General features: G+C 64.8%; 27 protein-coding genes. 12 read left to right on the top strand and 15 right to left on the bottom strand.

What is annotated here, in order from left to right; genetic code table 11:
- Window positions 1–55 precede the first annotated feature (55 nt).
- From FNJ84_RS00830 to FNJ84_RS00840, 3 genes are all read left to right on the top strand, one after another.
- Complete coding sequence (locus FNJ84_RS00830) at window positions 56–1,018, top strand: acetyl-CoA carboxylase carboxyltransferase subunit alpha (RefSeq protein WP_143791020.1); 963 nt, start codon at window positions 56–58, stop codon at window positions 1,016–1,018.
- On the top strand, window positions 1,018–1,335 hold the full coding sequence (sugE, locus tag FNJ84_RS00835; RefSeq protein WP_221931919.1) for a quaternary ammonium compound efflux SMR transporter SugE: 318 nt from the start codon (window positions 1,018–1,020) through the stop codon (window positions 1,333–1,335). Before FNJ84_RS00830 ends, sugE begins: the two co-directional genes overlap by 1 nt.
- A gap of 351 nt (window positions 1,336–1,686) precedes the next feature.
- Window positions 1,687–1,920, top strand: a complete 234-nt coding sequence (locus tag FNJ84_RS00840; protein ID WP_143791022.1) for a hypothetical protein — start codon at window positions 1,687–1,689, stop codon at window positions 1,918–1,920.
- 46 nt (window positions 1,921–1,966) lie between these two features.
- On the opposite strand, the gene FNJ84_RS00845 is transcribed toward FNJ84_RS00840, so the two are convergent.
- From FNJ84_RS00845 to FNJ84_RS00860, 4 genes are read right to left on the bottom strand one after another with little or no spacing between them, the layout of a single operon-like run.
- On the bottom strand, window positions 1,967–2,569 hold the full coding sequence (locus FNJ84_RS00845; protein ID WP_143791023.1) for a pyridoxamine 5'-phosphate oxidase family protein: 603 nt from the start codon (window positions 2,567–2,569) through the stop codon (window positions 1,967–1,969).
- Window positions 2,566–3,333, bottom strand: coding sequence for a 1-acyl-sn-glycerol-3-phosphate acyltransferase (locus tag FNJ84_RS00850; RefSeq protein WP_143791024.1), 768 nt, complete (start codon window positions 3,331–3,333; stop codon window positions 2,566–2,568). Before FNJ84_RS00850 ends, FNJ84_RS00845 begins: the two co-directional genes overlap by 4 nt.
- Entirely contained in the window at window positions 3,330–4,259 is a 930-nt protein-coding gene (locus FNJ84_RS00855) for an ABC transporter permease (protein WP_143791464.1), read from the bottom strand. The genes FNJ84_RS00850 and FNJ84_RS00855 overlap by 4 nt, the downstream gene beginning before the upstream one ends.
- 11 nt (window positions 4,260–4,270) lie before the next feature.
- A complete protein-coding gene (locus FNJ84_RS00860; protein WP_143791025.1) occupies window positions 4,271–4,945 on the bottom strand; it encodes a cell division ATP-binding protein FtsE in 675 nt (224 codons plus the stop codon).
- Between the two features lie 84 nt (window positions 4,946–5,029).
- Between FNJ84_RS00860 and FNJ84_RS00865 the strand changes: the two genes are divergently transcribed.
- Entirely contained in the window at window positions 5,030–5,728 is a 699-nt protein-coding gene (locus tag FNJ84_RS00865; RefSeq protein WP_185968379.1) for a zinc-ribbon domain-containing protein, read from the top strand.
- Between the two features lie 7 nt (window positions 5,729–5,735).
- Here the strand turns inward: FNJ84_RS00865 and FNJ84_RS00870 are convergent, their stop codons facing one another.
- Genes FNJ84_RS00870 through argH form a run of 4 tightly spaced genes read right to left on the bottom strand, consistent with a single transcriptional unit; the run spans window position 5,736 to window position 11,106 of the window.
- The gene (locus tag FNJ84_RS00870) at window positions 5,736–8,306 is read right to left on the bottom strand and encodes a DUF4175 family protein (protein ID WP_363323811.1); all 2,571 of its coding nucleotides are present in this window, start codon (window positions 8,304–8,306) and stop codon (window positions 5,736–5,738) included.
- Complete coding sequence (lysA, locus tag FNJ84_RS00875; protein ID WP_143791027.1) at window positions 8,297–9,562, bottom strand: diaminopimelate decarboxylase; 1,266 nt, start codon at window positions 9,560–9,562, stop codon at window positions 8,297–8,299. The genes FNJ84_RS00870 and lysA overlap by 10 nt, the downstream gene beginning before the upstream one ends.
- Complete coding sequence (locus FNJ84_RS21890) at window positions 9,563–9,712, bottom strand: lipoprotein (protein WP_185968380.1); 150 nt, start codon at window positions 9,710–9,712, stop codon at window positions 9,563–9,565.
- A complete protein-coding gene (gene argH, locus FNJ84_RS00880; protein ID WP_143791028.1) occupies window positions 9,709–11,106 on the bottom strand; it encodes an argininosuccinate lyase in 1,398 nt (465 codons plus the stop codon). Before argH ends, FNJ84_RS21890 begins: the two co-directional genes overlap by 4 nt.
- Before the next feature lie 21 nt (window positions 11,107–11,127).
- Here argH and FNJ84_RS00885 point away from each other — a divergent pair, with 21 nt between their 5' ends.
- Window positions 11,128–11,673 (top strand): TlpA disulfide reductase family protein, encoded by a 546-nt coding sequence (locus FNJ84_RS00885; protein WP_143791029.1) that lies wholly within the window; start codon window positions 11,128–11,130, stop codon window positions 11,671–11,673.
- On the opposite strand, the gene FNJ84_RS00890 is transcribed toward FNJ84_RS00885, so the two are convergent.
- On the bottom strand, window positions 11,648–12,226 hold the full coding sequence (locus FNJ84_RS00890; RefSeq protein ID WP_143791030.1) for a DNA-3-methyladenine glycosylase I: 579 nt from the start codon (window positions 12,224–12,226) through the stop codon (window positions 11,648–11,650). The two genes, FNJ84_RS00885 and FNJ84_RS00890, sit on opposite strands and share 26 nt — an antisense overlap.
- Before the next feature lie 112 nt (window positions 12,227–12,338).
- Here FNJ84_RS00890 and FNJ84_RS00895 point away from each other — a divergent pair, with 112 nt between their 5' ends.
- The 3 genes from FNJ84_RS00895 to phbB all read left to right on the top strand — a co-directional run bounded on the left by FNJ84_RS00895 (window position 12,339) and on the right by phbB (window position 15,440).
- Window positions 12,339–13,142 carry an EAL domain-containing protein gene (locus FNJ84_RS00895; protein ID WP_143791466.1) on the top strand — a complete coding sequence of 268 codons (804 nt, stop codon included), beginning with the start codon at window positions 12,339–12,341 and terminating at the stop codon, window positions 13,140–13,142.
- A gap of 304 nt (window positions 13,143–13,446) precedes the next feature.
- On the top strand, window positions 13,447–14,622 hold the full coding sequence (locus FNJ84_RS00900; RefSeq protein WP_143791031.1) for an acetyl-CoA C-acetyltransferase: 1,176 nt from the start codon (window positions 13,447–13,449) through the stop codon (window positions 14,620–14,622).
- 92 nt (window positions 14,623–14,714) lie between these two features.
- Window positions 14,715–15,440: an acetoacetyl-CoA reductase gene (gene phbB / locus FNJ84_RS00905; RefSeq protein WP_143791032.1), complete on the top strand. Its 726-nt coding sequence runs from the start codon at window positions 14,715–14,717 to the stop codon at window positions 15,438–15,440.
- A gap of 81 nt (window positions 15,441–15,521) precedes the next feature.
- Here the strand turns inward: phbB and FNJ84_RS00910 are convergent, their stop codons facing one another.
- From FNJ84_RS00910 to FNJ84_RS00920, 3 genes are all read right to left on the bottom strand, one after another.
- On the bottom strand, window positions 15,522–15,683 hold the full coding sequence (locus FNJ84_RS00910) for a YdcH family protein (protein ID WP_143791033.1): 162 nt from the start codon (window positions 15,681–15,683) through the stop codon (window positions 15,522–15,524).
- A gap of 74 nt (window positions 15,684–15,757) precedes the next feature.
- A complete protein-coding gene (locus FNJ84_RS00915) occupies window positions 15,758–16,501 on the bottom strand; it encodes a tRNA1(Val) (adenine(37)-N6)-methyltransferase (RefSeq protein ID WP_143791034.1) in 744 nt (247 codons plus the stop codon).
- On the bottom strand, window positions 16,494–16,703 hold the full coding sequence (locus FNJ84_RS00920; protein WP_143791035.1) for a DUF2007 domain-containing protein: 210 nt from the start codon (window positions 16,701–16,703) through the stop codon (window positions 16,494–16,496). The genes FNJ84_RS00915 and FNJ84_RS00920 overlap by 8 nt, the downstream gene beginning before the upstream one ends.
- Window positions 16,704–16,786: 83 nt before the next feature.
- On the opposite strand from FNJ84_RS00920, the gene FNJ84_RS00925 reads away from it, so the two are divergent.
- Complete coding sequence (locus FNJ84_RS00925; protein WP_370454549.1) at window positions 16,787–17,782, top strand: polyprenyl synthetase family protein; 996 nt, start codon at window positions 16,787–16,789, stop codon at window positions 17,780–17,782.
- A gap of 93 nt (window positions 17,783–17,875) precedes the next feature.
- On the opposite strand, the gene FNJ84_RS00930 is transcribed toward FNJ84_RS00925, so the two are convergent.
- Window positions 17,876–19,261: an ammonium transporter gene (locus FNJ84_RS00930; protein WP_143791037.1), complete on the bottom strand. Its 1,386-nt coding sequence runs from the start codon at window positions 19,259–19,261 to the stop codon at window positions 17,876–17,878.
- A gap of 289 nt (window positions 19,262–19,550) precedes the next feature.
- Here FNJ84_RS00930 and FNJ84_RS00935 point away from each other — a divergent pair, with 289 nt between their 5' ends.
- Window positions 19,551–21,833: a transglycosylase domain-containing protein gene (locus FNJ84_RS00935; protein WP_143791038.1), complete on the top strand. Its 2,283-nt coding sequence runs from the start codon at window positions 19,551–19,553 to the stop codon at window positions 21,831–21,833.
- A gap of 110 nt (window positions 21,834–21,943) precedes the next feature.
- Here the strand turns inward: FNJ84_RS00935 and FNJ84_RS00940 are convergent, their stop codons facing one another.
- Both FNJ84_RS00940 and FNJ84_RS00945 read right to left on the bottom strand, forming a co-directional pair.
- On the bottom strand, window positions 21,944–22,546 hold the full coding sequence (locus FNJ84_RS00940; protein WP_255470994.1) for a phospholipid-binding protein MlaC: 603 nt from the start codon (window positions 22,544–22,546) through the stop codon (window positions 21,944–21,946).
- Window positions 22,533–23,369 (bottom strand): VacJ family lipoprotein, encoded by an 837-nt coding sequence (locus tag FNJ84_RS00945; protein WP_255470995.1) that lies wholly within the window; start codon window positions 23,367–23,369, stop codon window positions 22,533–22,535. The genes FNJ84_RS00940 and FNJ84_RS00945 overlap by 14 nt, the downstream gene beginning before the upstream one ends.
- A 211-nt stretch (window positions 23,370–23,580) precedes the next feature.
- Here FNJ84_RS00945 and FNJ84_RS00950 point away from each other — a divergent pair, with 211 nt between their 5' ends.
- Both FNJ84_RS00950 and FNJ84_RS00955 read left to right on the top strand, forming a co-directional pair.
- Window positions 23,581–25,329, top strand: coding sequence for a type I secretion system permease/ATPase (locus tag FNJ84_RS00950; protein WP_143791041.1), 1,749 nt, complete (start codon window positions 23,581–23,583; stop codon window positions 25,327–25,329).
- A 188-nt stretch (window positions 25,330–25,517) separates the two neighbouring features.
- Window positions 25,518–26,777, top strand: a complete 1,260-nt coding sequence (locus tag FNJ84_RS00955) for an HlyD family type I secretion periplasmic adaptor subunit (protein ID WP_143791467.1) — start codon at window positions 25,518–25,520, stop codon at window positions 26,775–26,777.
- The last annotated feature ends 10 nt before the right edge of the window (window positions 26,778–26,787 follow it).

Below are 26,787 nucleotides of genomic sequence, written 5' to 3' on the forward strand. Positions count from 1 at the left end.
ATCGCCCCCCCGGCGGCTCATATAGTCGCCAATCAATGCGCGCGGAGTCTGCTATATGACCTATCTCGATTTCGAAAAGCCGCTGGCCGACATGGAAGGCAAGGCCGAAGAGCTGCGCGCCATGGGCCGCAAGGGCGACGATTCCGTCGATGTCGAGAAAGAGGCCGCCGCGCTGGACAAGAAGGCCGCCGCGCTGCTGAAGGATCTTTACAAGGACCTGACGCCCTGGCGCAAAACGCAGGTCGCGCGCCATGCTGACCGGCCCCATTGCAGCGATTACATCAAGGCCCTGTTCACCGAATATACGCCGCTTGCGGGCGATCGCGCCTTTGGCGACGACCATGCGGTGATGGGCGGGCTGGCGCGTTTCAACGATGCGCCCTGCGTGGTGATCGGCCATGAAAAGGGCGCCGACACCAAGTCGCGGATCCACCACAATTTCGGCATGGCCCGCCCCGAGGGCTATCGCAAGGCAATCCGCCTGATGGATATGGCCAGCCGCTTTGGCCTGCCGGTGATCACACTGGTCGACACGCCCGGCGCCTATCCCGGCAAGGGCGCCGAGGAACGCGGGCAGTCCGAGGCCATCGCCCGCTGCACCCAGAAATGCCTGGAAATCGGCGTGCCGCTGGTGTCGGTCATCATTGGCGAGGGCGGCAGCGGCGGGGCGGTGGCCTTTGCCACGGCGAACCGCATCGCCATGCTGGAACATTCGATCTATTCGGTGATCTCGCCCGAGGGCTGCGCCTCGATCCTGTGGAAGGATGCCGACCGCATGCGCGAGGCCGCCGGTGCCCTGCGCCTGACCGCCCAGGATCTGAAGCAACTGGGCGTGATCGACCGCATCATTACCGAGCCGATGGGCGGCGCGCAGCGCCATCCGGCCGAGACGGTGCAGGCTGTTGGCAAGGAAATCGCCGCCATGCTGAAAGATCTGGCGGGGCAGAAACCGGCCGCGCTGATCAAGGACCGGCGGCAGAAATTCCTGTCCATGGGGACCAAGGGAATCACAGCATGATGACGAATCCGTGGATGGTCCTGGTTATTGCCGGGCTGCTGGAAATTGTCTGGGCGCTGGCGCTGAAGGCTTCGGACGGGTTTACGCGGTTGATGCCCTCGGTCGTGACCGTGATTGCCGCCGCTGCCAGCTTCTGGCTGCTGGCCGCCGCCATGCGCCACCTGCCGGCCGGCACCGCCTATGCCGTCTGGACGGGTATTGGCGCCCTTGGCGTCGCGATTCTGGGCATCCTGTGGCTGGGTGAATCGGTCGCCCCGCTGAAGATCGCCGGTATCGCCCTGATCGTGGCCGGCATCGCGGCGCTGAAACTGGCCTGACATCGGCCGCATCATCATCGTGGCCCATCTGCCACAGCCATAACCGATCACGCCCGCGTGATCGGTTTTTTCTTGCCCTGTTCACCTGGCCAAGCCACCCTGTCAGCGTTTCCAACGGCCTGACAAGAGAGGAGGGCGACCATGCATCATTATTCAGCTGACACCGCCCTGACCGATTTCGGCCTATGGTCCACCGGCATCCTGGTTCTACTGAACCGACGCTGATCGGCCTTCGGGTCAAATTCCCAAAATCGCGGGTTCTGTTGCGGACATGATGGCGTCCGCATGCCGGCTATTTCCCCAGCTTTCCAGAAATTGCCCGCCCTTCCGGCGGATCCATAGGTGACGAAAATGATTGCCAGACTTCCCTTGCGGGGCAGAACGCCCCACCCGACCTTGAACAAGCTGATCGAGCGGCACGGCACGGCCACCGTCCTGTTTGCGCTGATCGCAACGATCATCCGCAGGCGGCCAAGGCGTGCAAATGGCGTTCCCGTTACGATGCTCAGCCCGCATCTGCGCCGCGATATCGGCCTGCCGCCCCATTGTGAGGAAAGGCCGCGGCACTGGGATATCCGGCACTAACGCCGGTCAGCCCCGGCACGGCGAGGGCGCAGCTGTCGTCCTGACCCTACCACATGGTCAGGGCGGCGCGTGCCGGCCATTCGGCGTCATAGGTGGCGCCGCCCACCTCGCCCTTGGTCATGCCGGACAGGATCTGTCCCGGCGTGGCCAGGCCCGCGCTGTCATCCGCGCCGGACCACAGCCCCGCACGCATGACCGCGCGAGCACATTGGAAATAGATTTCACCAATCTGCACCACGATCACGGTGCGCGGCTGTTTCCCCTGTTTTTCAAAGGCCTGCCGCAGATCGGCATCATCGGTGATCCGCGCCTGCCCGTTGACCCGGATCACCGTGTCAGAGCCTCGGATCAGGAACATCAGGCTGACACGCGGATCGCGCGCGATATTCGCCAGCGAATCAATCCGGTCATTTCCGCGCCAGTCGGGCAGCGCCAGATGTCTGTCATCCATGATCCGCACCACCGGGCCGTCATCGCCGCGCGGGCTGGCATCCAGCCCCTCGGGGCCGACGGTGGCCAATGCACAGAACCGCGATTGGCGCAGGAACGCGGCATAATCATCGGTCAGCCGGTCTGCGACCTTGCGCAAAGACGCGGGCTTTGGCTGCCCATAGATCTCGGCCAGATCGGCCTCGGCCAGCCATTTCATCCCCGGAACCCCGCTTCTGCCATCAGCCTGTCCGAATTGCTTTCGATCACGTCTTCCAGATGGGCCACGACCTTTTCGTTCGGCATATCGGCTGGCACCGGCGGCAGGAACTCGATCACCGCGCGGCCGGGGCGGATACCCCAGCCCTTGCGCGGCCAGAACAGGCCGGTATTCACCGCCACCGGTATGACCGGCAGCCCGGTCGCCGCGCGGATCGTCGCCACGCCATGTTTGTATGGTTTGCGCTGGCCTGGCAGGGTGCGGGTGCCCTCGGGATAGATGATCAGCTGGCCAAGCGAGCCGTCCTGCATGCGCTGGTTGATCCGGGCGGAAATCGCCTTCATCGCATCCTTCCCGCGCGCGCGGTCGATGGGAATGCAGCCGACCTTATAGGCATACCAGCCCATGATAGGCACGCGCATCACCTCGCGTTTCATGATGAAAGCGCGATCGGGCAGCACATGGGACAGTGACAGGATATCCCAGAAACACTGGTGCTTGGACGCGACGATACAATCGCCCGTTGGCGGTGTGCCGCGCACCTCGGTTACCAGCCCCAGATGGATGCGCGCGGCCCAGATCAGGTGACGCAGCCAGGTCGTCGCGACATGTTTGGCGCCCTCGGTCCCGCGCCGCAGCACGACGAAGATGCCCCAGATGCCATAGATCACCGTGGCCAGCCCGATATGCAGATAGAACAGCACATTCTGGACATATTGCCACGGCGTCAGCCTGCCGGGGGTCGGGCTGAAATCGCGGCTCATCGCACCTGCCCCAACATGCTGAGCGCGGCCCAACGGGTTGCCAGAAAGCCCACGCCAGCCGCGACCAGCGGGATCAGCAGAGCCCAAAGCCAGCTCCATCCCTGAAAGCCGAGGCCGGTCAGGAACTGGCTGCTGTCATCCAGATCAGGCAGCGCGATCACGGCCAGCAGGCCCAGAAGCGTGCCAACACCCGCGCCCAGTGCTGCCCGACGTGTAAAGCGGCGGACAAAGGCCGTGGCGATGGTGATGTCGCGCGCGCCGATCAGGCGCAGCACGCGGATGACCTGCCCGTTCGCCGCCAGCGCCGCCTTGGCCGCCAGGGTGATCATCGCCGCCGAGGCCGCGGCGATCAGCATCAGCGACAGGATACCCAGCACCTGCAAGCGGTTGGCGGCCGTGACCAGCGGCCGTCGCCATTCGGTATGGTCGTCCAGCACCGCACCGGGAACCTCGCCCTCAAGGCGCAAGCGCAGGCCCTCGGCGTCGAAATCGCGGGCATCGGCGATCGGCAACTCGATCAGGCGCGGCACCGGCAGCGCGTCGACCGGCACATCGGGGCCGAACCAGGGGGTCAGCAGATCGGCCATCTGGTCCTGGGTCAGCAGATGCGGCTCGCCCACGCCGGGCGTGCCACGCAGGATCTGCATCACCGCCTCGGTCTGCGGCTCGACCTGCCCGGCGGGGGCCGAAACCCGCACCGTCACGGTCTGGGCCAGCGATTCCGACCAGCGATCGGCCAGCCGCCCCGTGGCCAGCGACAAGGCCAGCGCAAAGACCGCCAGAAATGCCATCGCCCCGGCGGCGAAAAGTGTCAGATGCGCGGTAAAGCCCGTCGGCGGCACGATACGGTCGCCCGACGCGCCCTCGCCCGTCAGCGCGGTCAGCAGGGTCCGCAGATCCAGCCCCTTGACCACACGCCTGTTCAGTTTTGGCAGTCTCACAGATCAGCCCCCGCCAGATGCAATTCCCCGCCCGCGATCCGCAGCACTCGCGCCGCGACCTGCGCCTTGGTGGCGCGGATCAGATTCAGGTCATGGGTCGCCACCATCACCGTCTTGCCCGATTTGTTCAGCTCGATCAGCAGCTGCATCAGCCGCATCGACATGTCCCAGTCCAGGTTGCCGGTCGGTTCATCCGCCAGCACCAGATCGGGTGACAGGATCACCGCGCGGGCCAGTGCCACGCGCTGCCGTTCACCGCCGGACAGCGAATCCGGCATGGCGCGCGCCTGTTGCGCCAGCCCGACCCAGCCCAGCAGGTCGCGCATGGCGGCCATGTCGACCGCCTGTCCTGCGATGGTCAGCGGCAGCGCGACGTTTTCCGCCACGGGCAGGTGATCCAGAAATTGCGGATCCTGATGCACGACGCCGACCTTGCGGCGCAATGCGGCGATTCCGTCGCGCGTCAGCCCGCGCATATCCTGCCCAAGGGCCGACATCCGCCCGGCCGTGGGCAGCAGATCGGCATAGCACAGCCGCATGAAGGTGGTCTTGCCCGCACCGGATGGCCCGGTCAGGAAATGAAACGATCCCGGCTGCAAGCTAAGCGTCATGCCCGACAAAAGCGGCGCACCGCCGTGATAGCCAAAGCCGGCATCCTGCATTTCGATCAAGAGGCACCCCCTTCTGCACCCGGCGGCTTGGAAGCCGGGCCTGGGCTTGATAGAACAGCAAGACGCCGAATGCGAGGGGTTGGGATGAGCGAAATAAGGCTGACTTGCCCGAAATGCGGAACGGAATACCGGCTACCCGAAGATGCGATCCCGGTTGCCGGCCGCAACGTCGAATGCTCGACCTGCGGCCAGGTCTGGCACCAGCCGGGAATTGCTGCCGGGACAACGCGCGGTGACAGCAATCAGCGGCCGGACGACAGCGAACCGACACCGATGCCCCGACTGAATCGCCAGCTTTCGGATTCGGTCCTGTCCGTGCTGCGGGAAGAGGCTGCACTTGCACGCCGCCAACGCGCCGCCGATACAGAAACCGACACAACCGTCCCGGATGCCGTGGTGACGCGGGAAACGGGAACGGCCGCAGTTGCCACGCTGGCCCTTGATGCCACCGCAGCAGGCCCTGCCCCCTCGCGCCACATCAATGCCAGCCCGCAACGCCCCGCCCCCGACGCCCCGCAGCACGAGGCGATGGAGGCCACCGTCAACCGCACCACCCCGCATGGCGCGACCGATGGACGCAGCACGCGCGATGCGGCACGGGCCTATATGCGCGGCCTGTGCTGGTCGGCGGGGATCGCCGCGGCGCTTCTGCTGCTTTATGTCGCCGCCCCGCGCATGGCCGATCAGGGCGCGGCCGGAATGCAGCTGATGGAATGGCGGATTTCCCTGGATGACGGGCGCGTCTGGCTGCAAGATCGCCTGCTTGGCGGGCCGACCGAATAGCGCCGGGTCAAAAGCGCTCTAGCAGCCGGTCCAGATAGTCCCGTTCATCCTCGGGGCGTGAACGTTCACCGCTGCGGCGGCGAATCTCGTCCAGCAGGTCGCGGGCGCGACGGGCCGGATCAACCCCCTCGGTCAGCACATTGCCGCTTGAGAAGGTATTGCCATTGCCCGACAATTGCCGGCCCAGGGGATCGCGTTCCGCCCGCCGGTCATAGGGCAGACCGCGCTGGCCGTCGCGCATCGCCTGGCCGGGCTGATCGCCGGGTTGCTGACCTTGCTGGCCCTGCTGCTGGCCGTCCTGCCCCTCTTGCGCGGAACGTTCGCCCTGCCCCAGCATGTCGCCCAGGGCGCGCATGCCTTCGCGCATGGACTGGATCGCATCGGCCTGACGTTCCATCGCCCCCGACATGTCGCCCTGACGCAGCGCCTGTTCGGCATCTTCCATCGCGCGACCGGCCTCGTCCATGCTGCGCCGCGCGGCATCGCCCTGTTCCGAGCCCTGCCCCGGCATCAGCCCCTGTTGCTGGCCCAATTCCTCGCGCAGGTCGCGCTGACGCTGTGCCAGGTCTTCGCTGCCCTGCTGACCGCCCTGTCCGAATTGTTCCTGCATCTCGCGGAAGGCCTCATCCGACAGGCGCTGCTGCTCGCGCAGCGTATCGGCCAGCCGGTTCATCGACTGATTACCCTGCTGACCTTGCTGACCCTCGCCCTGGCCCTGCCCCTGGCCTTGCGTGACCTGCATGTTTTCCATCATCCGGTTGAACTGTTCCAGCAATTGCTGGGCCTCGGCCATGCGGCCCTCGTTCATCAGACGCTGAATCTCGTCCATCATCTGCTGGATCTGGTCGCCCGTGATGACCTGACCCTGCTGGTTCTGGGTAAAGCGGTCGGCCGGATCGGCCTGCCCCTGTTCGGCCAGCATGCGCATATATTCGTCCGTCGCGGCCTTCAATTCGTCCATCAGGCGCTGAATTTCATCCGGGCTTGCGCCGTTGCGGATCGCCTCGGACAGCTTTTCCTGCGCCTGTTTCATGCGTTCCAACGCATCGGCAAGCCCGCCATCCTCTAACTGGATGGCCGCCTGCCACAGGGCCTCGGCCAGCTTGTCGCGATCCTCGGGCGACAGGGGACCAGCCTCCAGCACACCAACACCGGTCCGCAATTGCTGATACAGCACCTCGTCAACAAAGCCCTCGGGCTGCCAGGTCACGGCGCGCAGGATCTCGGCACTGCGGCCGGCATTCTCGCGCGACCACAGCAGATCGCGGCGCATCTCGATCAGCGCCGCCGCCAGCGGTGAAAAGAACCGCCGCCCCGGCAGCACCGTCTGCATCGGATCAGAGCGCCCCTCCTGGTCAATCCCGTCCAGCGCCGTCAGCGTCACCGTCACCGGCAAGTTGGCCCAAGGATGGCGGGCCAGATCCTGCACCAGCTGGCCCCGCACCTCTTGCCGGGCGCTGCGTGGCATCCGCAGGTCCAGCACCACAGCCTCGCGCGGCTCGGGGTCGATGGCCAGACCGAACCGGCGGTCGGTGGCGGCCAGATCCAACGCAATCTCGGCCCCGCCGGAAATGACACCATGATCATCCTCGGCGATGAAGTCCTGAACGAACCGCCCATCGGCCCGCCGCGTCGGCGCATCGCCCGGCGCGATGCTGGGGGCAGCATCCGGCAGCACCGTCACATCGAAACGACGGCCGGCGACCTCGATCATGCCGCTTTGCATGGCGGTAAAGGCGGGGGCCTGCGGATCCTGCCCGGCCTCGGGCCCGATATCCTGCGCGACCATCACATCGCCGCCATACAGCCGAAAACTGACGGCGCTGCCCTTGGGCAGCTCCAGCACCTCGGCCTCGGGCAATGCGTTCAGATAGATGGTCGGACGGCGCGTATAGCCGGGCGGCTCGGCCCAGCCTTCCCAGCTTGGCCCGGTGGCAATGTCCGGCCCCTGCTGCACCGGCGGACGAAGCGTCGCGGCCACGGCAGACAGCCCCTGTCCCAGATTGCCCGCACCGCCAAAAATCAGCGCCATGACCAGCGCAACCAGCGCCGCCAATCGCAACGCAAAGGGATCGCGGCGGGTCAGCCCGGCATCGGGCGCCACCGCACGCGCCAGGGCGGCCCGCGCGCGCATCTGCGCCTGATGCGCCTGCCACAGGGCGCCATCGCCACCCAGGGCCGCGTGATCCTGCAAGGCCGAAAGCGGCCGACCCGGCAAGGTGCCATCCACCCGCGCCACTGCGGCCCCGACACCGACCCGACCAAAGCGCAGCCCGCCACGGATCGCTGCGGCGATCAGCGCCAGCACCACCGCGCCAGCCAGCCAGGGCAGCACAGCATCAGGCAATTGCGCCACAAGCCCCAGCCACAGCCCTGCGAAAACCACGGCCAGCAATGCGGCCAGAGGCCAGAAGGCCCGCGCCGCCTGTTCCCACCACATCCCTGCCCGCGTCAGCCACAGGGCGCGATCAACCCTCGCGCCCCAATCGGCCCTCGCGCTGATCGAAATATCCTCGGGGGTCCGGGGGCGGACAGCCCCCGGCTTTTCCTTACCACGCAAGGACCATGTCAAAGCCATTCCGGGATGGTATCGCGAGACAGGATTTCCTCAATGCTCGGGCGCCCCCGGATGACGGCAAATTGATCGCCATCGACCAGAACCTCGGGCACCAGCGGCCGGGTATTGTATTCCGAGGCCATCACCGCGCCATAGGCGCCGGCCGACCGGAAGGCCACCAGATCGCCCGCCATCATCGCCGGCAGATCCGCGCCCTTCTGGAAGGTATCGCCCGTCTCGCAGACCGGACCCACCACGTCAAAGGGCTGCACATCCGCCGCCAGACGCGGTTCGTTCACGGGCAGGATGTCATGATGCGCACCATACATGGCCGGCCGCAGCAGATCGTTCATCGCCGCATCAAGGATCAGGAAATCCCGCCCCTCGCCATGCTTCAGATAGATGACCGAGGACAGCAGCACCCCGGCATTGCCGACGATATTGCGGCCCGGCTCAATCTCGATCTCGCAGTCCAGATCACCCACCGTCTCGCGGATGACCTGCCCGTATTCGATGGGCAGGGGCGGCGCATTGTTGTCGCGGCGATAGGGAATGCCCAGCCCCCCGCCCATATCCAGCCGGGTGATCGAATGGCCATCGGCGCGCAAGGCGCGGGTCAGGTCAGCCATCTTGGCATAGGCCTGTCGGAACGGGTCCAGATCGGTCAGCTGGCTGCCGATATGCATATCAACACCGACAACGCGAATGGCGGGCAGCGCGGCGGCCTGGGCATAGACCTCGCGCGCACGCGCGATCGGAATGCCGAACTTGTTCTCTGACTTGCCGGTCGCGATCTTCTCATGCGTCTTCGCGTCCACATCCGGGTTCACGCGAATTGCAATCGGCGCCTCGGCCCCCATACTGTCGGCCAGTTGCGACAGGGCCAGCAGTTCCGGTTCGCTTTCCACATTGAACTGCCGGATGCCGCCTTCCAGCGCCTGCCGCATCTCGGCGATCGTCTTGCCGACGCCCGAAAACACGATCCGCTCGCCCGGCACGCCCGCTGCCTTGGCCCGCGCATACTCTCCGCCGGACACCACATCCATGCCGGCGCCCATATCGCCCATCAGCTTCAGGATCGCGAGATTGGAATTTGCCTTCACCGCAAAGCAGACCAGATGATCGGTCCAGTCCAGCGCCTGCGTGAACAGACCGAAATGCCGGCGCAAGGTTGCCGCGGAATAGACATAGACCGGGGTGCCAACGGCCGCAGCGATCCGGGACAAGGGCACGCCCTCGGCATGCAGATGCCCTTGATGATAGTTGAAATGATCCATCTACAGCGTCGCCTGCACACCGATCTGGGCATCGCCCGTCACCGTTACACCCAATTGCTGCTCGACATGGCCGGCCGGGCGTTCCGGCGGGCCATCCACACCACAGGCCGCCAGCGCGGTCAGCGCGATCAGAGCAAGCAACCTGGTCATCCCAGCACCTCTTTCCAGCGCGCCACCTGCGCCCGCACCTGATCGGGCGCCGTTCCGCCATAGCTTTGCCGCGAAGCGACCGAATTGTGAACGCCCAGAACGGAATAAACCGACTGATTGATCTTCGGATTGACGGAATGCATCTCGGCCAGCGTCAATCCGTCCAGATCGACGCCCTTCTTCTCGGCCATCGCCACCAGCGCCCCGGTCGCATGATGGGCATCGCGGAAGGGCAGACCCGCCTCGCGCACCAGCCAATCGGCCAGATCGGTCGCGGTGGAAAAACCAGCCGAGGCCGCAGCCTCCATCTTGTCGCGATTGGCCGTCAGGTCCGACAGCATCCCGGCCATCGCCGCAAGCGCCAGCATCAGGCTGTCAGCGGCGTCAAAGACCTGTTCCTTGTCTTCCTGCATGTCCTTGGAATAGGCCAAGGGCAGCCCCTTCATCACGGTGAACAGCGCCACGGTCGCGCCCAGAATCCGCCCGATCTTGGCGCGGATCAATTCCGCCGCGTCCGGGTTACGCTTTTGCGGCATGATGGAACTGCCGGTGGACCACTTGTCCGACATCGACACGAACCGGAACTGCGCCGAGGACCAGATCACCAGCTCTTCCGCCAGCCGTGACAGGTGAACGGCGCAGATGCTGGCCGCCGACAGGAACTCCAACGCGAAATCGCGGTCGCTGACGGCATCCAGGCTATTGGCCATGGGCCGGTCGAAATCCAGCGCCTTGGCGGTGGCGTTCCGGTCCAGCGGATAGCCCGTGCCGGCCAGAGCCGCCGCGCCAAGGGGCGATTCGTTCATTCGTTTGCGTGCGTCCTGGAAACGCGACAGGTCGCGCCCGAACATCTCGACATAGGCCATCATGTGATGGCCCCAGGTCACCGGCTGCGCGGTTTGCAGATGGGTAAAGCCCGGCATCACCCAATCCGCCCCGGCCTCGGCCTGCGCCAGTGCCGCACGGATCAGCGCGCCCAGCCCCTCGATGGCGGCGTCGCATTGGTCGCGCACCCACAGCCGGAAATCTGTCGCCACCTGATCATTGCGCGAACGGCCCGTATGCAGGCGCCCGGCCGGTTCGCCGATCAGGTCCTTCAGCCGCGCCTCGACATTCATGTGAATGTCCTCAAGCGCCGTAGAGAAGGGGAAATTTCCGCCCTCGATCTCTGACAAGACCGTGAGAAGCCCTTCCCGGATCGCCTGCGCATCGCTATCGCTGATGATGCCTTGCGCCGCCAACATGGCGGCGTGGGCCCGGCTGCCACGGATATCCTGGGCGTAGAGTCGCTTGTCGAAGCCGATCGAGGCGTTGATCTGTTCCATGATCGCGTCCGGCCCGGCGGCGAAACGCCCGCCCCACATCGTGTTGGCGGTTTTGGTCTGGTCGGTCATCCTCGATCCTTCGGAGGTCAAATGCTGCGTTCGCTTCTGCTTTATACGGCGCTGGTTTTCGGTGCAAATGGCGCCTTTGCCGGTGCCATCGACTTCGAGGCCGCGCAACAGGGCGGTTTGGCCAAGCTGATCGAGACCGAACCGACCGATCTGCCCGATACGGTGTTTCTGGATGCCGATGGCAACGAGGTGAGCTTTGCCGACTATGCCGGCACCGCGCTGCTGGTGAATTTCTGGGCCACCTGGTGCGCCCCTTGCCGCGAGGAAATGCCGTCGCTGGATGCCTTGCAGACCGAGTTGGGCGGCGATGACTTTCAGGTGCTGACCATCGCCACCGGACGCAACCCGCGCGAGGCGATCGACAGGTTTTATGAAGAAGAGGCGATCGAAAACCTGCCCATCCTGACCGATGCCAGGCAGAAACTGTCGCGCGATATGGGGGTGATGGGCCTGCCGGTCACTGTGCTGATCTCGCCCGAGGGGAAAGAGGTCGCGCGGCTGCTGGGTGATGCCGATTGGGCCTCGGACGCGGCCAAGCAGGTCATCCGGGAACTGAAAGCGCCCTGACCTCGACATGACGCGGGCAGTTGGTCAGATGATCGTTCACCAGCCCGCAGGCCTGCATGAAGGCATAGGTGATCACCGGCCCGCAAAAATTGAAGCCGCGTTTTTTCAGCGACTTGGACATCGCCGTGGATTCCGGCGTGGCGGCCTGCACGTCAGCCATCGAAGCCAGCCGGTTCTGGATCACCTCGCCACCCGTGAATGACCAGATATAAGGGGTGAACCCCTCGCCACCCTCTATATCCAGAAACAGCCGCGCCCCCTTCACCGTTGCCTCGATCTTGCCGCGATGGCGGACGATGCCGGGATTGGTCAGCGCCTTTTCGACCCGCGCCGCATCCCAATTGGCCACCCGCTCGGGGTCGAAACCTTCGAATTCCTCGCGAAAGCTGTCGCGTTTTCGCAGGATGGTGATCCAGCTCAGCCCCGCCTGAAATCCGTCCAGCACCAGCTTTTCCCACAGCGCACGGGGATCGCGTTCCGGCACGCCCCATTCCTCATCGTGATAGGCGACATAAAGCGGGTCGGTCCCGCACCAGGGGCAGCGTTCGTTCACGGCGGATTAACCTATTCGGCAGAAAGGAGGTCGGGTTCATCGAAAATTAGGCCAATATGCGCATGTTGCAAAGACACGAGACTCAGGAGGCTGAAACGTGAGCGGGGGCAATATGTCGAATTCCGGTTCGCCGCTGGACTTCGCCATCGACAGGCAAAGCCGAATCACCATGCCGGCGGTGCAGGCTGCGGTGGCACGGGGCAACGCGCTGCTGGCCTATCAGCCGGTGGTTCAATCCGACCGCACCGGGCGGCCGGCATTTTACGAGGGGCTGATTCGCGTGGTCGATGATTCGGGCCGGATTGTCCCGCTGAAGGACTTCATGCCCGTGGCCGAAACGACCGAACTGGGCCGGCAGATCGACTGCCTGTCCTTGCAGCTTGGCCTTTCGGCCCTGTCCGAAGACCGCTCGTTGCGGCTGTCGATCAACATGTCAGCGCGATCCATCGGCTATCCCGGCTGGATTCAGACGCTGCGCACCGGCATTGCCGATGCGCCCGACATTGCCGAGCGGCTGATTCTTGAAATCACCGAAAGCTCGGCCATGGAACTGCCCGACGACGTGAATCGCTTCATGCGCGAGGTGCAAAGCCACGGCGTCAGCCTGGCCCTGGACGATTTTGGCGCGGGCTATACCTCGTTCCGCTATTTGCGCGATTTCTGCTTTGATATGATCAAGATAGATGGTCAGTTCATCCGCGAGATCAGCCACCATCCGGACAATCAGGTGCTGACCCGCGCGCTGCAATCCATCGCGGTGCATTTCGATATGTTCACCGTCGCGGAATCGGTTGAAACCGCCGATGACGCGGCCTTCCTGATAGATATCGGCATCGACTGCATGCAGGGATATTACTTTGGCGCACCCACCATCGCGCCTCCGTGGAAAAGCCCACCGGCAAAGGCACAACGTTAGAGCGGACGGTTGCGAAAACCGTGCCGGGCAGGTGTGCCAACGCACCGATGACTGCTGATGAGCGTGAAGGGCCGGCCGCGTATTCGCGGGCTGCTGCGGCAAACCCGACGGTGCCTGTGCGGCCAGACGCGCCGCAGAATGCTTGCGCTGGCAGGTGATCCGCGGGCCGGGTCGAAGCCTGGCATTCCGGTGCAGGTTCGACCTGTGCAGCCGCGGCCGGTCTTGACGCCACGGCACGAACCCGCTTCCTATGCTGCGACCGCCGGCTATGGCCGGCAAGCTTGGATAGGAAAAGGAGCCTGTCATGTCGAAAGCCGTCATCGTATCCGCCGCGCGCACTCCGGTCGGCAGTTTTATGGGGTCCTTTGCGAATGTGCCCGCGCATGATCTGGGCACGGCAGTGCTGAAGGCGGTGATCGAACGCTCGGGCGTCGACCCCGCCGAGATCAGCGAAACCATCCTTGGCCAGGTTCTGACCGCCGCACAGGGCCAGAACCCTGCGCGTCAGGCGCATATAAATGCCGGTCTGCCCAAGGAATCGGCGGCCTGGGGCATCAATCAGGTCTGCGGCTCGGGCCTTCGTGCGGTGGCGCTTGCTGCCCAGCAGGTGAATGCCGGTGATGCTGCCATCGTGATGGCTGGCGGGCAGGAAAGCATGTCGCTGTCGCCGCATGCGACCTATCTGCGGGCCGGTCAGAAGATGGGCGACATGCAATCCATCGACACGATGATCCGTGACGGGCTGTGGGACGCGTTCAACAACTATCATATGGGCCAGACGGCCGAGAACGTCGCCGAGAAATACCAGATCAGCCGCGAAGCGCAGGATGAATTTGCCGTCGCCAGCCAGAACAAGGCCGAGGCCGCGCAGAAGGCCGGCAAGTTCGATGACGAAATCGCCGCCTATACCGTCAAGACCCGCAAGGGTGACGTGGTGATCGACAAGGACGAATACATCCGCCACGGCGCCACGCTTGAGGCGATGCAGAAGCTGCGCCCCGCCTTCATCAAGGACGGGACGGTGACCGCCGGCAATGCCTCGGGCCTGAATGACGGCGCCGCCGCCGTTCTGGTGATGAGCGAGGAAGAGGCCGCACGCCGCGGGTTGAAGCCGCTGGCGCGGATCGCGTCCTATGCGACGGCCGGGCTTGATCCCGCGATCATGGGCGTTGGGCCGGTCTATGCAAGCCGCAAGGCGCTGGACAAGGCGGGCTGGAAGGTCGACGATCTGGATCTGGTCGAGGCGAACGAGGCCTTTGCCGCCCAGGCCCTTGCCGTCAACAAGGAGATGGGCTGGGATCCGGCGATCGTGAACGTCAACGGCGGCGCAATCGCGATTGGCCACCCGATCGGCGCATCGGGTGCACGCATCCTTAACACCCTGTTGTTCGAAATGGGGCGCCGCGACGCCAAGAAAGGCATCGCGACGCTGTGCATCGGTGGCGGCATGGGCGTCGCCCTGTGCCTGGAGCGCGACTGACCCCTTATCGCAAAAGTTGCGCGCAATGATCTTGCGCGCGACCGACCGCTTGGATAACAAGATTTCAACGGAAACCTGAGCGAGGGGGAAACATGTCGAAAGTTGCTCTAGTCACTGGCGGATCGCGCGGCATAGGCGCCGCAATCTCGAAAGCGCTGAGCGAGGCCGGCTATACCGTCGCGGCCAACTATGCCGGCAATGACGAAGCGGCAAAGGCCTTTACCGCCGAAACCGGCATCAAGACCTATAAATGGTCGGTCGCGGATTACGATGCCTGCGCCGCCGGGATCAAACAGGTCGAGGACGATCTGGGCCCGGTTGCCGTCCTGGTCAACAATGCCGGCATCACGCGCGATGCAATGTTCCACAAGATGACGCCGCAGCAGTGGAAAGAGGTCATGGATACCAACCTGACCGGGCTGTTCAACATGACCCATCCGGTCTGGACCGGCATGCGTGACCGCAAGTTTGGCCGCATCGTCAATATCAGCTCGATCAATGGCCAGAAAGGTCAGGCGGGTCAGGCCAACTATTCCGCAGCCAAGGCGGGCGATCTGGGCTTTACCAAGGCTCTGGCGCAGGAAGGCGCGCGGGCCGGCATCACCGTCAACGCGATCTGCCCCGGCTATATCGGGACCGAAATGGTTCGCGCCATCGACGAAAAGGTGCTGAACGAGCGGATCATCCCGCAGATCCCCGTCGGACGCCTTGGCGAGCCAGAGGAAATCGCCCGCGCCGTGGTTTTCCTGGCCTCGGACGATGCCGGCTTCATCACCGGCTCGACCATCAGCGCGAATGGCGGGCAGTTCTTCGTCTGACGCAGATCGCTAAAATCCATGATAAAAAGAGACGGCCCGCGATCACCGCGGGCCGTCTTGCATTGAAACTGTGTCAGATCGCTATGACAGGCGGGTGATCTCTTCCTTCAGCCGCAGCTTCTCGCGCTTCATCGCTGCAATGTCCAAATCGCTGGATCCGGGACTTTTCTGTGCCCTTTCAACGGCTTCGGACAGAGCATTATGTTTCCTGCGCAGTTCCTCAACATGAGAAGCAACCGTCATTTCGTTCTCCCTTTGCTGTCTTCAGACCGGGGTAGTCCAGCACAGAATATTGATTCTGTCACCAATCATTCACATTACTTCAGGTTGATCGGCTGGCCTTCGCGCAGGACCGCTGCGGCCGCGGGTGACAGGTCCTCGCCGTCGCGCAAATGGGCGACTTCCTGATGCATGACAAAGGGCGAAAGCAGCCGCAGCGGCGTCCGCGCACCCTTGCGAGCGGTCAGGATGATCCGACCCGCTTCGCGGCCGGCGCGGGCAGTGACAGGCAGGATCACCACCGCCCCGGCACGCCCCACCAGCGCCGCAAGCACCCCGTCCAGCCGGTCGGCCCGCTGGATCAGCGTCAGGGCACCGCCGGGCCGCAGCCGACGCAGCGCCGCATCCATCCAGCCGGCAAGCGATGTATCTTCGTGCCGGGCAATGTTGCGCCCAGGATCGGGGGCGGCGGTGCTGCTGGTAAAATAGGGCGGGTTGGCGATCACGTGATCAAAGCTTTCGGCCCGCAATGTGGCTGGCATCGCGGCCAGATCGCCCTGGACCACGCGCAGGTCAATGCCGTTTTGCGCCGCGTTTTCCTGGGCCAGCGCGGCATAATCGGGCTGCAATTCAAGCCCGGTCAGATGCAGGCCGGGCACCCTGAAGCCCAGGCACAGGCTGGCCACACCTGCCCCGCATCCCAGTTCCAGCACCCTGTGACCGGGCCAGGCGCCGCAAGCCGCAGCCAGCATCACCGCATCGGCGCCGGACCGATAGCCGCGCAAGGGCTGGGCAATGCGCAGCCGCCCGCCCAGAAATTCATCTTGTGACAGATCACTCATCCAGCCCGGCGTCGCGCAAAACCGCCGCAGCCATGAAATGATCACGGTCAGCCACCATCAGCCTTCGGGGCAGAATGCCGATCGAGCCCTCCAGAACGCTCATGTGCTGATCGAATTGAAAGGCGGGGATACCCTGCTCTTCCAGCAGGTCCAGCGCACGGGCAATGCGCAGCGGGTCGGTAGTGCGAAACAGTTCTTTCATGTTACCGGGACGATAGGCAGCAGTTGCGCCGATGTCGATGGCGTGGCAATTGCACATCGGGAAATATGGGGCCGCCGATGAATATGACCAATACTGCACCATCTCCGCTGGATCGGCTGTCGGGCGTGCTTGCTGCGGATATGGACCAGGTGAACACCCTGATCCGCACCCGAATGAGCAGCCGCCACGCGCCGCGCATCCCCGAGGTGACCGCCCATCTGGTCGAGGCCGGCGGCAAGCGGTTGCGTCCCATGCTGACACTGGCCGCCGCGCGGCTGCTGGAATACCGGGGCGACGACCACGTCAAGCTGGCCACCGCGGTCGAGTTCATTCACACCGCCACCCTGCTGCATGACGATGTGGTTGACGAAAGCCGTCAGCGGCGCGGTCGCCCCACGGCGAACCTGCTTTGGGACAACAAGTCCAGCGTTCTGGTGGGCGACTATCTGTTCAGCCGCAGTTTTCAGCTGATGGTCGAGACGGGCAGCCTGCGTGTCTTGGACATTCTGGCCAATGCCAGCGCCACGATTTCCGAAGGAGAGGTGCTGCAACTGACCGCCGCGCAGGATCTGCGCACGGATGAGGCCGTTTATCTGCAAGTCGTGCGCGGCAAGACGGCGGCGTTGTTTTCCGCCGCGACCGAGGCGGGCGGCGTCATCGCCGGCGGTTCCGGGGATCAGGTGCGGGCGCTGTTCGACTATGGCGATGCGCTTGGGATTGCCTTCCAGATCGTCGATGACCTGCTGGATTATGGCGGGGTCACGGCGACTATCGGCAAGAATACCGGCGATGATTTCCGCGAACGCAAGCTGACGCTGCCGGTGATCAAGGCCGTGGCGATGGCCGATGCCGAGGAACGGGCCTTCTGGGTCCGCACCATCGAGGCCGGCGACCAGCGCGAGGGCGATCTGGAACAGGCGCTGGCGATCATGGCCCGCCATGGCGCGATGGAAACGGCCCGCGCCGAGGCGCTGGATTGGGCCGGTCGGGCACGGGCCTCGCTGGCGGCGCTGCCCGCCGGGGCGATCCGTGATCTGCTGGATGAACTGGCCGATTTCGTGGTGGCGCGCGTCGCCTAGGCATCCGCCGGCCATCCCGATGACCATGCAGACAGCGAAAAACCCGGCCTTTTCAGACCGGGTTTTTGCTTTTTCATTCAGGATAAGCGCTGCTTAGTTATAGGCGTTCTCGCCATGGGTGGTTACGTCCAGACCCTGCCGCTCGTCGCTGTCGGCGACCCGCAGGCCGATCGTGGCCTTGACCAGATGGATGGCGCCAAAGCTGACGATGCCCGACCAGATGACGGAGATCACCACGCCAAGGGCCTGGGCATAGACCTGGCTGCCCATGCTGAACTCGGCCACGGTGCCTGCGGCATAGTCCCAGACCCCTGCACCACCCAGCGAGGGCGAGGCGAACACACCAGTCAGGATCGCGCCGATGATGCCACCGACACCGTGGATGCCGAACACGTCCAGGCTGTCATCAATGCCGATCCTGGATTTCAGCGAAACAACAACCCACATGCAGACCAGACCGGCGACCAGGCCGATGGCCATCGCCCCCATCGGGCCGACAAAGCCAGCCGCCGGTGTGACGCCGACCAGACCGGCCACGGCGCCCGAAACGGCACCCAGCAGCGAGGGATGGCCGCGCATGATCCATTCACCGAAAGCCCAGGCCAGCGCTGCGGCGGCGGTCGCAACGGCCGTGTTCAGGATCGCCATGGCGGCAACGCCCGTGGCCTCCAGGTTCGATCCCGCGTTGAAACCGAACCAGCCGATCCACAGCAGGCAGCCACCGATCAGGGTGAAGGTCAGGTTATGCGGTGCGATCAACTCGCGGCCATAGCCAAGGCGGGGCCCCGCGACCAGCGCGGCGACCAGACCGGCCACGCCTGCGTTGATATGGATGACGGTGCCACCGGCAAAGTCCAGCGCGCCATGGCCGAACAACAGCCCCGACGGCGCGTCATAGGCCGAGGGCCCGCCCCACCACCAGACCATATGGGCCATCGGCAGGTAAGAGAAGGTGAACCAGATCACCACGAAGGCCAGGATCGCGGGAAAGCGCATCCTCTCGGCCGTGGCGCCGACGATCAGCGCGGGGGCGATGCCGGCAAAAGCCATCTGGAAGATGACGAAGGAATATTCGGGGATGAACACGCCGGCCGAGAAGGTCTCGGCAATGCTGCCCGAATTGACCCCCGCCAGGAAGGCTTTCGACAGGTTGCCAATATAGGGCGTCAGAAAGCCCGCATCCTCGGCCGAGCCAGCGCCGGTGAAGGCCAGCGAATAGCCATACACGACCCAAAGCAGCACCATCACGCAGAAGGTGGCCAGAACCTGCATCAGCACCGACAGCACGTTCTTGGATCGCACCAGCCCGCCATAAAACAGTGCAAGTCCCGGCAATGTCATCAGCATCACCAGGATGGCGGACACCATCACCCAGGTCGTGTCGCCCTTGTCGGGAACCGGCACGGCATCCTGCGCCAGCGCCGGCAGCGCGCCCAGCGCGGCCCCGATCAGAAGGGTGGGGAAAAGGGTTCGTCTCATCAGGTCTCACCTTTCGCATTGGCATCGTCTTGGCAGCAGCAGGACCGCTGCGTCCCCGTCACAAGGCCGGGCCGGGCCCTCGGGGACAAGATTGCCAGCGTTTTCCGCAGTGCAGAAATTGCCGCCGCCCGATAATGCGGCACGCCTGCGGTTGAGTGCCCGAAAAACAAGCAGGGCTTGAGCCAGCGGCCGGCATCACGGATTGGTCAGCCACATTCCATCCTTGCGATTCTTCCTGTATGTTGCGGTGCAATCGGGCCGGATCAATCGGCCGGGCAGGAACGCAGGCATGAAACGAACCACCGGCACCCCCAAGCGCACGGGCAGCAGCCCCGTTGCCGACAAGCGCGACTTTACCGACCCGGTAAAGCCGCAGAAAGCGACGCGCCGCAAAGCCGCGCCGAAGCAGCGCGGCAATGTGGTGACGCGTGGCGTGACCGGCTTTGTCAGCCTGATCTGGCGCATCGTCTGGGGCAGTTTCTGGCGGCTGGCGCTGGTGATGGGGCTGATCATCGGCGCGGCAACCTTCTATTATTTCAGCGGCTTGCCCGAAGCGTCGGCACTGTTTGACGGCCGCGCCCGCGGCTCGGTCACGATGCTTGACCGTGATGGCCGCGTTTTTGCCTGGCGGGGCGAGACCTTCGGCACCGTCAGCGCCGATCATATCGCGCCGGTCCTGAAAGAGGCGGTGATCGCGACCGAGGACAAGCGGTTCTATACCCATCTGGGTGTTGACCCGATCGGCATCGTCGGCGCCATGCGAATCAACATGGCCGAGGGTCGCGGCCCGTTGGAAGGGCATGGCGGCTCGACCATCACCACCCAGGTGGCCAAGCTGTTGTGCCTGGGCGAAACCTTTGACCCGATCCGGTGGAAGAACGAGGCCGAATACGAGGCAGAATGCCGTGCCTCAAGCCTGTGGCGGAAGGTCAAAGAGGTGCCCTTCGCCCTGGCGCTTGAGGCGAAATATTCCAAGCAGGACATTCTGAACATCTATATGAACCGTTCGTATCTGGGCGGTGGCGCGCGTGGCTTCGAGGCGGCGGCGCAGCGCTATTTCAACAAATCCGCCAGCGAGGTCACCGCAGCCGAGGCGGCGATGCTGGCCGGGCTGTTGCAGGCACCCAGCTATTACGCGCCCACCTCGAACCTGCAACGCGCCCAGGATCGCGGCAGCGTGATCCTGCGGCTGATGCACGAACAGGGCTATATCGACGATGCGCAACTGGCCGAGGCAAAGGCCAATCCCGCCGTGCTGAGCCGTGCGGCAGCGGCACGGGCGGGCGGTTATTTCGCGGATTGGGTGATGGAATCCGGCCCCGGCTTCCTGACCAGCGAAACGACCGAGGACGTCACAATCATGACGACCTTCGACCAGGGCATTCAGCGCGCCGCAGAACGGGCGCTGGCGCAGGTCTTTGACGAGAAGGTCAAGGATGGCAGCAAGGCCGAGGCCGCCGTGGTGGTGATGAGCGCGGATGGCGCCGTGCGCGCCATGATCGGCGGGCGCGACAGCATCGTGAACGGCGCTTTCAACCGCGCCACTCAGGCCAAACGCCAGCCCGGCTCGTCGTTCAAGCCCTTCGTCTTTGCCGCCGCGCTTGAGGCCGGCTATTCCCCCAACGACGTGGTTCTGGACGGTCCGTTGACCATCAACGTCCGCGGCTCTGGCCCGTGGTCGCCCAAGAACTACAGCCGCAACTATCGCGGCAATGTCACGCTGACGCAGGCGCTGGCCAGTTCGCTGAACACCGCCACCATCCGTCTGCAAGAGGCCGCCGGCCGCGACCGGGTCCGCAGCATCGCCGAGGATTTCGGCTTTGCCAGCAATATGACGAATGGCCCGTCGCTTGGGCTGGGTGCGTCGGAAAGCACGCTTCTCGAAATGACCGGCGCCTATGCGGGCATCCGCAACGGCGGCACGGCGGTGCATCCCTATGGGCTGATCGAGCTGCGCATCAAGGGCGATGACCAGCCGCTGATGGGTCAATCCGGCGGCATGGGCCAGCGCGTCATCAGCCAGCGCGCCGCCGGCCAGTTGATCTATATGATGGAACAGGTGATCGAGAACGGCACCGGCAGACGGGCGCAGCTGCCCGGCCGCGAGACCGCCGGCAAGACCGGCACCACCTCGTCCTATCGTGACGCCTGGTTCATTGGCTTTACCGAGCAATATGTCACTGGCGTCTGGATGGGCTATGACGACAACACGCCGCTGAGCGGCGTGACCGGTGGGGGCCTGCCGGCCGAAGTCTGGCAGGCGGTGATGACCGAGATCCATGATGGCTTGCCCGCGCTGCCCCTGTCGACGGTATCGCCCGATGGCAGCGGCATGATCGTCGGCACCAGCGGCGGCCAGAACATCGTGACCAGCGGCTCGGCCAGCGATCCGCTGGCTGCCGCGCTGGCCGAGGCGATGCGCGACAATCAGGCCCCGGCACAGCAGCCCGGCACCGCCCCGCGCACCCCCGGAGACAGCGTCAGCGTGGGCGATCCCGCCCCTGCGCCCGCCCCGGCAAGTGGTGATGACGCGCTGAGCCAGGCGTTGAACGGCATTCTTGGCGGGAACTGAGTCTCGATTGACCGCATCGGTAGGAAAAAGGGGGGCTGTCTGCCCCCCTTGCCGCTTTGCGGCCTACCCCCCGAGGATATTTCGGCACGGCTGATATGGCGATGGCGGCCTTAGCCGGCCTGTTGCAGATCAGCCGTCAGCCCGGCGATGTCGCCCTTGCGCCGGGCCAGCATGGCGCTGATCTCGGCGCGTTCGGTCGCCAGCATGTTCACGCCCTCGATGATCAGGTTGAAAAACAGCACGCGACCGGATTTGTCCGAGACATGCCATTCCACCTGCATCGGCCCCCGCCCGTTCAGATAGGCGACCGAGGTAACGGCGTAGAAGCTTTTCAGCGGCCGCGCACCCGTCACCTCGATCTTCGAGCCAATGAATTCCCGGAAACGCTTGCCGTATTTCCGGCTGATATAGCCCTGGAAGGCCTGTCTATAGGCAGCGAACTGCGCCGTGCTGACCTGCCGGGCAGCCGGGCCAAGGGCCGAGCGTGCGATGATGTCGACATCCGCATAGCGGGAAAAGACGCCTTCAAGCTGGCGATAGATCTGGGCCGGCGGCTGGCCGGAATTGATGATCGCAAAGACATCGGTGACGGCGTTCTCGATCATGGCGCTGGCCTGACCGGCATCCAGCGCGAATGCCGCCCCCGGCCGGAATGCCAGGGCCATGGCGCCGGCGCCGGACAGCGCCAGAAAAGCGCGCCTATTGGTCTTCATATGGGTCGATGACATAGGCATCGTCGGGCGATGCCGTGGCTTCATATGGGTCGATGACGTAGGAATCATCCGGTGCCCCTTGTTGTCCAAGTTCATGGCGGCGGTTCATCAGGTAAAGCAGCCGCAGCTGTGTGTAACTATCCGCACTTTCATGCAGAACGCTATCGACAGTGTCCCCGAAACGCGCCCGCTCACCGGCTTTTGAGATCACCCGGATGGCCGTCGCGCCATGTCGCTGATCGCGGTTCAGCCAGTTGTCCAGCGGGTCGATCGCCATGTCCACGATACGTCCGACGGCGCGGCGGCTGGTCGATGGGCCCAGGACCGGCAGTTCCAGATAGGGGCCTTCGGCAAAGCCCCAGACATACAGGGTCTCGCCGAAATCGGTGTCGATCTCGGTCAGTGCGAACTCGGCGCCGGCGGGATCGTGAATGCCACCCAGCCCCAGGGTCGTATTGACAACAAAGCGCAGGCTGTTGCGCAGGGCAGGTTCCGGGCGGCCTTGCAGCAGCTGGTTCAGCACCTTGCCCGGCAGGGAAAGGTTTCCGCCGAAATTGGCCAGCGCATCCAGCGGGCCGGCAGGCGTGCCGGGCGCGGCCTGCTGGGCGGGGGCGGCCTGATCGTCGCGGCCGACCGCATTGGTCAAGGGACGGATCAGCCCCGCGTCCAGCCCCTTGTTGAAGGCATGGATGCGGCGATTGCCGGCCTCGAACGGGTCGTTGACGGCCTGCGGGTCGACCGGACCACGCGCGGCGCAGGCTGCAAGCAGCGGCAGGAACATCAGCGTGGCGATGGCCTTGTTAAGGCAAGGGCGTGTTCGCAATGTGATCCTGTCCTGGTTGTGCCGATGGCCCGTCATCGCGCATATGATGCGCCTCGCCGGCGACATGGCCTGTCATAATGGCTTGCAGTCGAATAGAACTGTTCCATTGCCGGGGCAAGCTCGGCTATGGATGACCGGTGGATGCCCGCCGAATGGCGGCAAATCGGAACCGACGGGCCGCGCAGGCGGACACAACAAGACGGACGGCACTATGGCAAGATCGCCCGACACGCAACGCGGCAAGGCCGAACTTCGATCGGCGCGGGCCGAAGGATGGCGGTTGTTCATCATCGTCGGGCTGTTCTCGGCCGTGGTCAACATCCTGATGCTAACCGGGCCGATGTTCATGCTTCAGGTCTATGACCGGGTGCTGGCCTCGCGTTCCTATGAAACGCTGACCGCGCTGTTCGTGCTGGTGATCTTCCTGTTTCTGCTGATGGGCCTGATCGACATCGCGCGCAACCGGGTGATGCATCGCGTCGCCGCCCGCTTTCAGAACCGGATGGAGCCGCGGGTCTTTACCGCCGCCCTGGCCGAAGGCGGCGCTGCCGGCAATGACCTGGTCACCCGTGGCGGAATGCGCGATCTGGAATCGGTGCATCGTTTCCTGTCCTCGCCCGTGGCGCTGGCCCTGTTCGACCTGCCCTGGGCGCCCCTGTTTCTGGCCGCCGTGTTCATCTTCCATCCGATGCTGGGCGTCGTGGCCACCATTGGCGGCGGCATTCTGGTCATCGCCACGCTGATGAACCAGTGGCTTAGCCGCGCGCCGCTGCAACAATCGGCCATCGCGTCGCAAAACGCCGAGAGGATGGGCGATCTCTATCGCGATGAAGGCGAGTTGATCGGATCGCTTGGCATGCGGGGCGCGGCCTTCGACCGCTGGCGCAAGGCGCGGGCCGAGGCGACCGAACATGCCATGCAGGGTGCCGACCGATCCTCGACCTTTTCGGTGTTCTCGCGGACGTTTCGGCTGTTTCTGCAAAGCGCGATGCTGGCCGCCGGTGCCTGGCTGGTGCTGCGCCAGCAACTGACGCCGGGTGCGATGATCGCCAGCTCGATCCTGATGGGACGCGCGCTGGCACCCATTGATCAGGTGGTTGGCGGCTGGCCGGTGGTGCAGCGCGCGCAGGATGGCTGGACCCGCCTGACCGAACTGCTGTCGCGCCGCCCGCCGCAGCCCGACCTGACCCCGCTGCCGCGTCCCAGGGCGCAACTGGATGTGCGCAACCTGTCGGTCGTGCCGCCCGGCCAGCAGCAACCGACGCTGCGCGGTGTCAGCTTTTCGCTGGCGCCGGGTCAGGCGCTTGGCGTCATCGGGGCCTCTGGTGCGGGCAAGACGACGCTGGCGCGGGCCATCATCGGCGCCTGGCCGGTGGCTGCCGGCTCGATCCGCATGGGCGGGGCGACGTTGGACCAGTATGATCCCGACGTGCTGGGCAATCTGATCGGCTATCTGCCGCAACAAGTGACCCTGTTCGATGGCACCATCGCCGAGAACATCGCCCGCATGAACCCCAAGGCCGACCCGCAGCGCGTCGTTGCGGCGGCCCAGGCAGCGGCGGCCCATCAGATGATTCTGGATCTGCCCAAGGGCTATGACACGCCGATCAACCAGGCCGGCGGGCGCCTGTCGGGCGGCCAGATCCAGCGGATCGGCCTGGCCCGCGCATTGTATCCGCAGCCGGTTCTGTTCGTGCTGGACGAGCCGAACTCGAACCTGGACAACCAGGGGTCCGAGGCGCTGAACGTCGCGATCCGCAGCATCAAGGCCCGTGGCGGCGCAGTGCTGATCATGGCGCACAGACCCGCCGCGATCACCGAATGCGAATTGCTGCTGGTGCTGGATCAGGGCATGCGCCGGGCCTTTGGTCCGCGCGACGAGGTGCTGCAATCCATGGTCAAGAACGCCGATCAGATCCGCCAATCCCAGAACGCCGGCAAAAGCGGAGGCATCACATGAGCGATCAGGACCAGCCCAAGGGTCAGCCGCTGGCACGCATACAGCCGGTCAAGCAGGCCGTCATCGCCAGCGCCGGCCCGGCCGCGCCGGGCAGTGTCGACGCGCCGCCTCCGCCCCCTCCGCCGCCGGCCAAGGCACCCGACAAGGCCGAACTGGCCCGCCGCTGGCCGGTGCGGGGCGCCGTGTTCATGGGGCTTCTGGGTGTTTTCCTGCTGTTCGGCGGCTTTGGCGCATGGGCCATGTTCACCCGCATCGCCGGCGCCGTGGTGGCCCCCGGCCAGGTCGAGGTCGAGCAGCACCGCCAGATCGTCCAACATCCCGATGGCGGCGTGATCGAGGAAATCCAGGTCAGCGAAGGCGACACGGTCGAGGCCGGGCAGACCCTGATCCGTCTTGATGGCACGTTGTTGCAAACCGAACTGGCCATCGTCGAGGGTCAGTATTTCGAAATCCTCGCCCGCCGTGGCCGGCTGGAGGCCGAGCGCGCCGATGCCGAGGCGGTTGATTTTTCGGCCGAATTGACCGAGGCCGCCACTGCCGATCCCGAACTTGCGCAGATGATGGATGGCCAGCGCAGCCTGTTCGAGGCCCGCCGCGACACGATCCGCCAATCTCTGCAACAGCTGGACAAACAGTCCGAACAGGTGACGCAGCAGATATCGGGCATTGACGCGCAATCCGGTGCGCTGACTCAGCAGCGCGAGTTCATCCAGCAAGAATTGACCGATCAGCGCTCGCTGCTGGAAAAGGGTCTGGCGCAGGCGCCGCGCGTTCTGGCGCTGGAACGCGAAGCGGCGCGACTGGATGGCCAGCTGGGTGAGATGCAGGCCATGCGCGCACAGGCCGAGACGCGGCAGACCGAAATCGGCATCGAGCAGTTGCGACTGACGGCCGAGCGCCGCGAAGGCGCCGAGACAGAACTGCGCGACCTTGGCTATCGCCAGCTGGAACTGGCCGAACGCCGCCGCGCCCTGACCGAACAGATCAGCCGGCTGGACATCCGCGCCCCGGTGTCCGGCATTGTGCATCAGCTGCAATTCACCACACCACGCTCGGTCATCCGGCCGGCCGATCCGGTGTTGTATATCATCCCGCAGGATCGCCCGCTGATCATCGGCGCCCGCATCGCCACGATCAATGTCGACGAGGTCCGTCCCGGCCAACAGGTGATGCTGCGGTTTTCGTCCTTTTCCTCGCGCACGACGCCCGAGATCGACGGCCAGTTGCTGCGTGTCTCGGCCGATGCGCTGGTCGACGAGGCGACGCAGGTGCCCTATTACCGCGCCGAAGTCACGATCCTGCCGGACGAGCTGGCCAAGCTGGACGGATTGGCTCTTATCCCCGGCATGCCGGTCGAGGTTTACATCCAGACGGGCGAACGCAGCCCGATGACCTATCTGATGAAGCCGCTGACCGATTACTTCAATCGCGCCTTCCGCGAAAGCTAGGGCGCTAACA

It is taken from the genome of Paracoccus sp. M683, from assembly GCF_007096355.1.
GTDB lineage: Bacteria > Pseudomonadota > Alphaproteobacteria > Rhodobacterales > Rhodobacteraceae > Paracoccus.

What these genes read in the sequence shown, in the direction of transcription:
- FNJ84_RS00830 (WP_143791020.1), top strand. Translation starts at nt 56, where the DNA reads ATGACCTATCTCGATTTCGAAAAGCCGCTGGCCGACATGGAAGGCAAG.
- FNJ84_RS00840 (WP_143791022.1), top strand. Translation starts at nt 1,687, where the DNA reads ATGATTGCCAGACTTCCCTTGCGGGGCAGAACGCCCCACCCGACCTTG.
- FNJ84_RS00900 (WP_143791031.1), top strand. Translation starts at nt 13,447, where the DNA reads ATGTCGAAAGCCGTCATCGTATCCGCCGCGCGCACTCCGGTCGGCAGT.
- FNJ84_RS00885 (WP_143791029.1), top strand. Translation starts at nt 11,128, where the DNA reads ATGCTGCGTTCGCTTCTGCTTTATACGGCGCTGGTTTTCGGTGCAAAT.
- FNJ84_RS00895 (WP_143791466.1), top strand. Translation starts at nt 12,339, where the DNA reads ATGTCGAATTCCGGTTCGCCGCTGGACTTCGCCATCGACAGGCAAAGC.
- argH (WP_143791028.1), bottom strand. Translation starts at nt 11,106, where the DNA reads ATGACCGACCAGACCAAAACCGCCAACACGATGTGGGGCGGGCGTTTC.
- FNJ84_RS00925 (WP_370454549.1), top strand. Translation starts at nt 16,787, where the DNA reads ATGACCAATACTGCACCATCTCCGCTGGATCGGCTGTCGGGCGTGCTT.
- FNJ84_RS00850 (WP_143791024.1), bottom strand. Translation starts at nt 3,333, where the DNA reads ATGAGCCGCGATTTCAGCCCGACCCCCGGCAGGCTGACGCCGTGGCAA.
- FNJ84_RS00845 (WP_143791023.1), bottom strand. Translation starts at nt 2,569, where the DNA reads ATGAAATGGCTGGCCGAGGCCGATCTGGCCGAGATCTATGGGCAGCCA.
- FNJ84_RS00950 (WP_143791041.1), top strand. Translation starts at nt 23,581, where the DNA reads ATGGCAAGATCGCCCGACACGCAACGCGGCAAGGCCGAACTTCGATCG.
- FNJ84_RS00915 (WP_143791034.1), bottom strand. Translation starts at nt 16,501, where the DNA reads ATGAGTGATCTGTCACAAGATGAATTTCTGGGCGGGCGGCTGCGCATT.
- FNJ84_RS00910 (WP_143791033.1), bottom strand. Translation starts at nt 15,683, where the DNA reads ATGACGGTTGCTTCTCATGTTGAGGAACTGCGCAGGAAACATAATGCT.
- FNJ84_RS00870 (WP_363323811.1), bottom strand. Translation starts at nt 8,306, where the DNA reads ATGGCTTTGACATGGTCCTTGCGTGGTAAGGAAAAGCCGGGGGCTGTC.
- FNJ84_RS00930 (WP_143791037.1), bottom strand. Translation starts at nt 19,261, where the DNA reads ATGAGACGAACCCTTTTCCCCACCCTTCTGATCGGGGCCGCGCTGGGC.
- FNJ84_RS00865 (WP_185968379.1), top strand. Translation starts at nt 5,030, where the DNA reads ATGAGCGAAATAAGGCTGACTTGCCCGAAATGCGGAACGGAATACCGG.
- sugE (WP_221931919.1), top strand. Translation starts at nt 1,018, where the DNA reads ATGACGAATCCGTGGATGGTCCTGGTTATTGCCGGGCTGCTGGAAATT.
- FNJ84_RS21890 (WP_185968380.1), bottom strand. Translation starts at nt 9,712, where the DNA reads ATGACCAGGTTGCTTGCTCTGATCGCGCTGACCGCGCTGGCGGCCTGT.
- FNJ84_RS00955 (WP_143791467.1), top strand. Translation starts at nt 25,518, where the DNA reads ATGGGGCTTCTGGGTGTTTTCCTGCTGTTCGGCGGCTTTGGCGCATGG.
- FNJ84_RS00940 (WP_255470994.1), bottom strand. Translation starts at nt 22,546, where the DNA reads ATGAAGACCAATAGGCGCGCTTTTCTGGCGCTGTCCGGCGCCGGCGCC.
- lysA (WP_143791027.1), bottom strand. Translation starts at nt 9,562, where the DNA reads ATGGATCATTTCAACTATCATCAAGGGCATCTGCATGCCGAGGGCGTG.
- FNJ84_RS00920 (WP_143791035.1), bottom strand. Translation starts at nt 16,703, where the DNA reads ATGAAAGAACTGTTTCGCACTACCGACCCGCTGCGCATTGCCCGTGCG.
- phbB (WP_143791032.1), top strand. Translation starts at nt 14,715, where the DNA reads ATGTCGAAAGTTGCTCTAGTCACTGGCGGATCGCGCGGCATAGGCGCC.
- FNJ84_RS00935 (WP_143791038.1), top strand. Translation starts at nt 19,551, where the DNA reads ATGAAACGAACCACCGGCACCCCCAAGCGCACGGGCAGCAGCCCCGTT.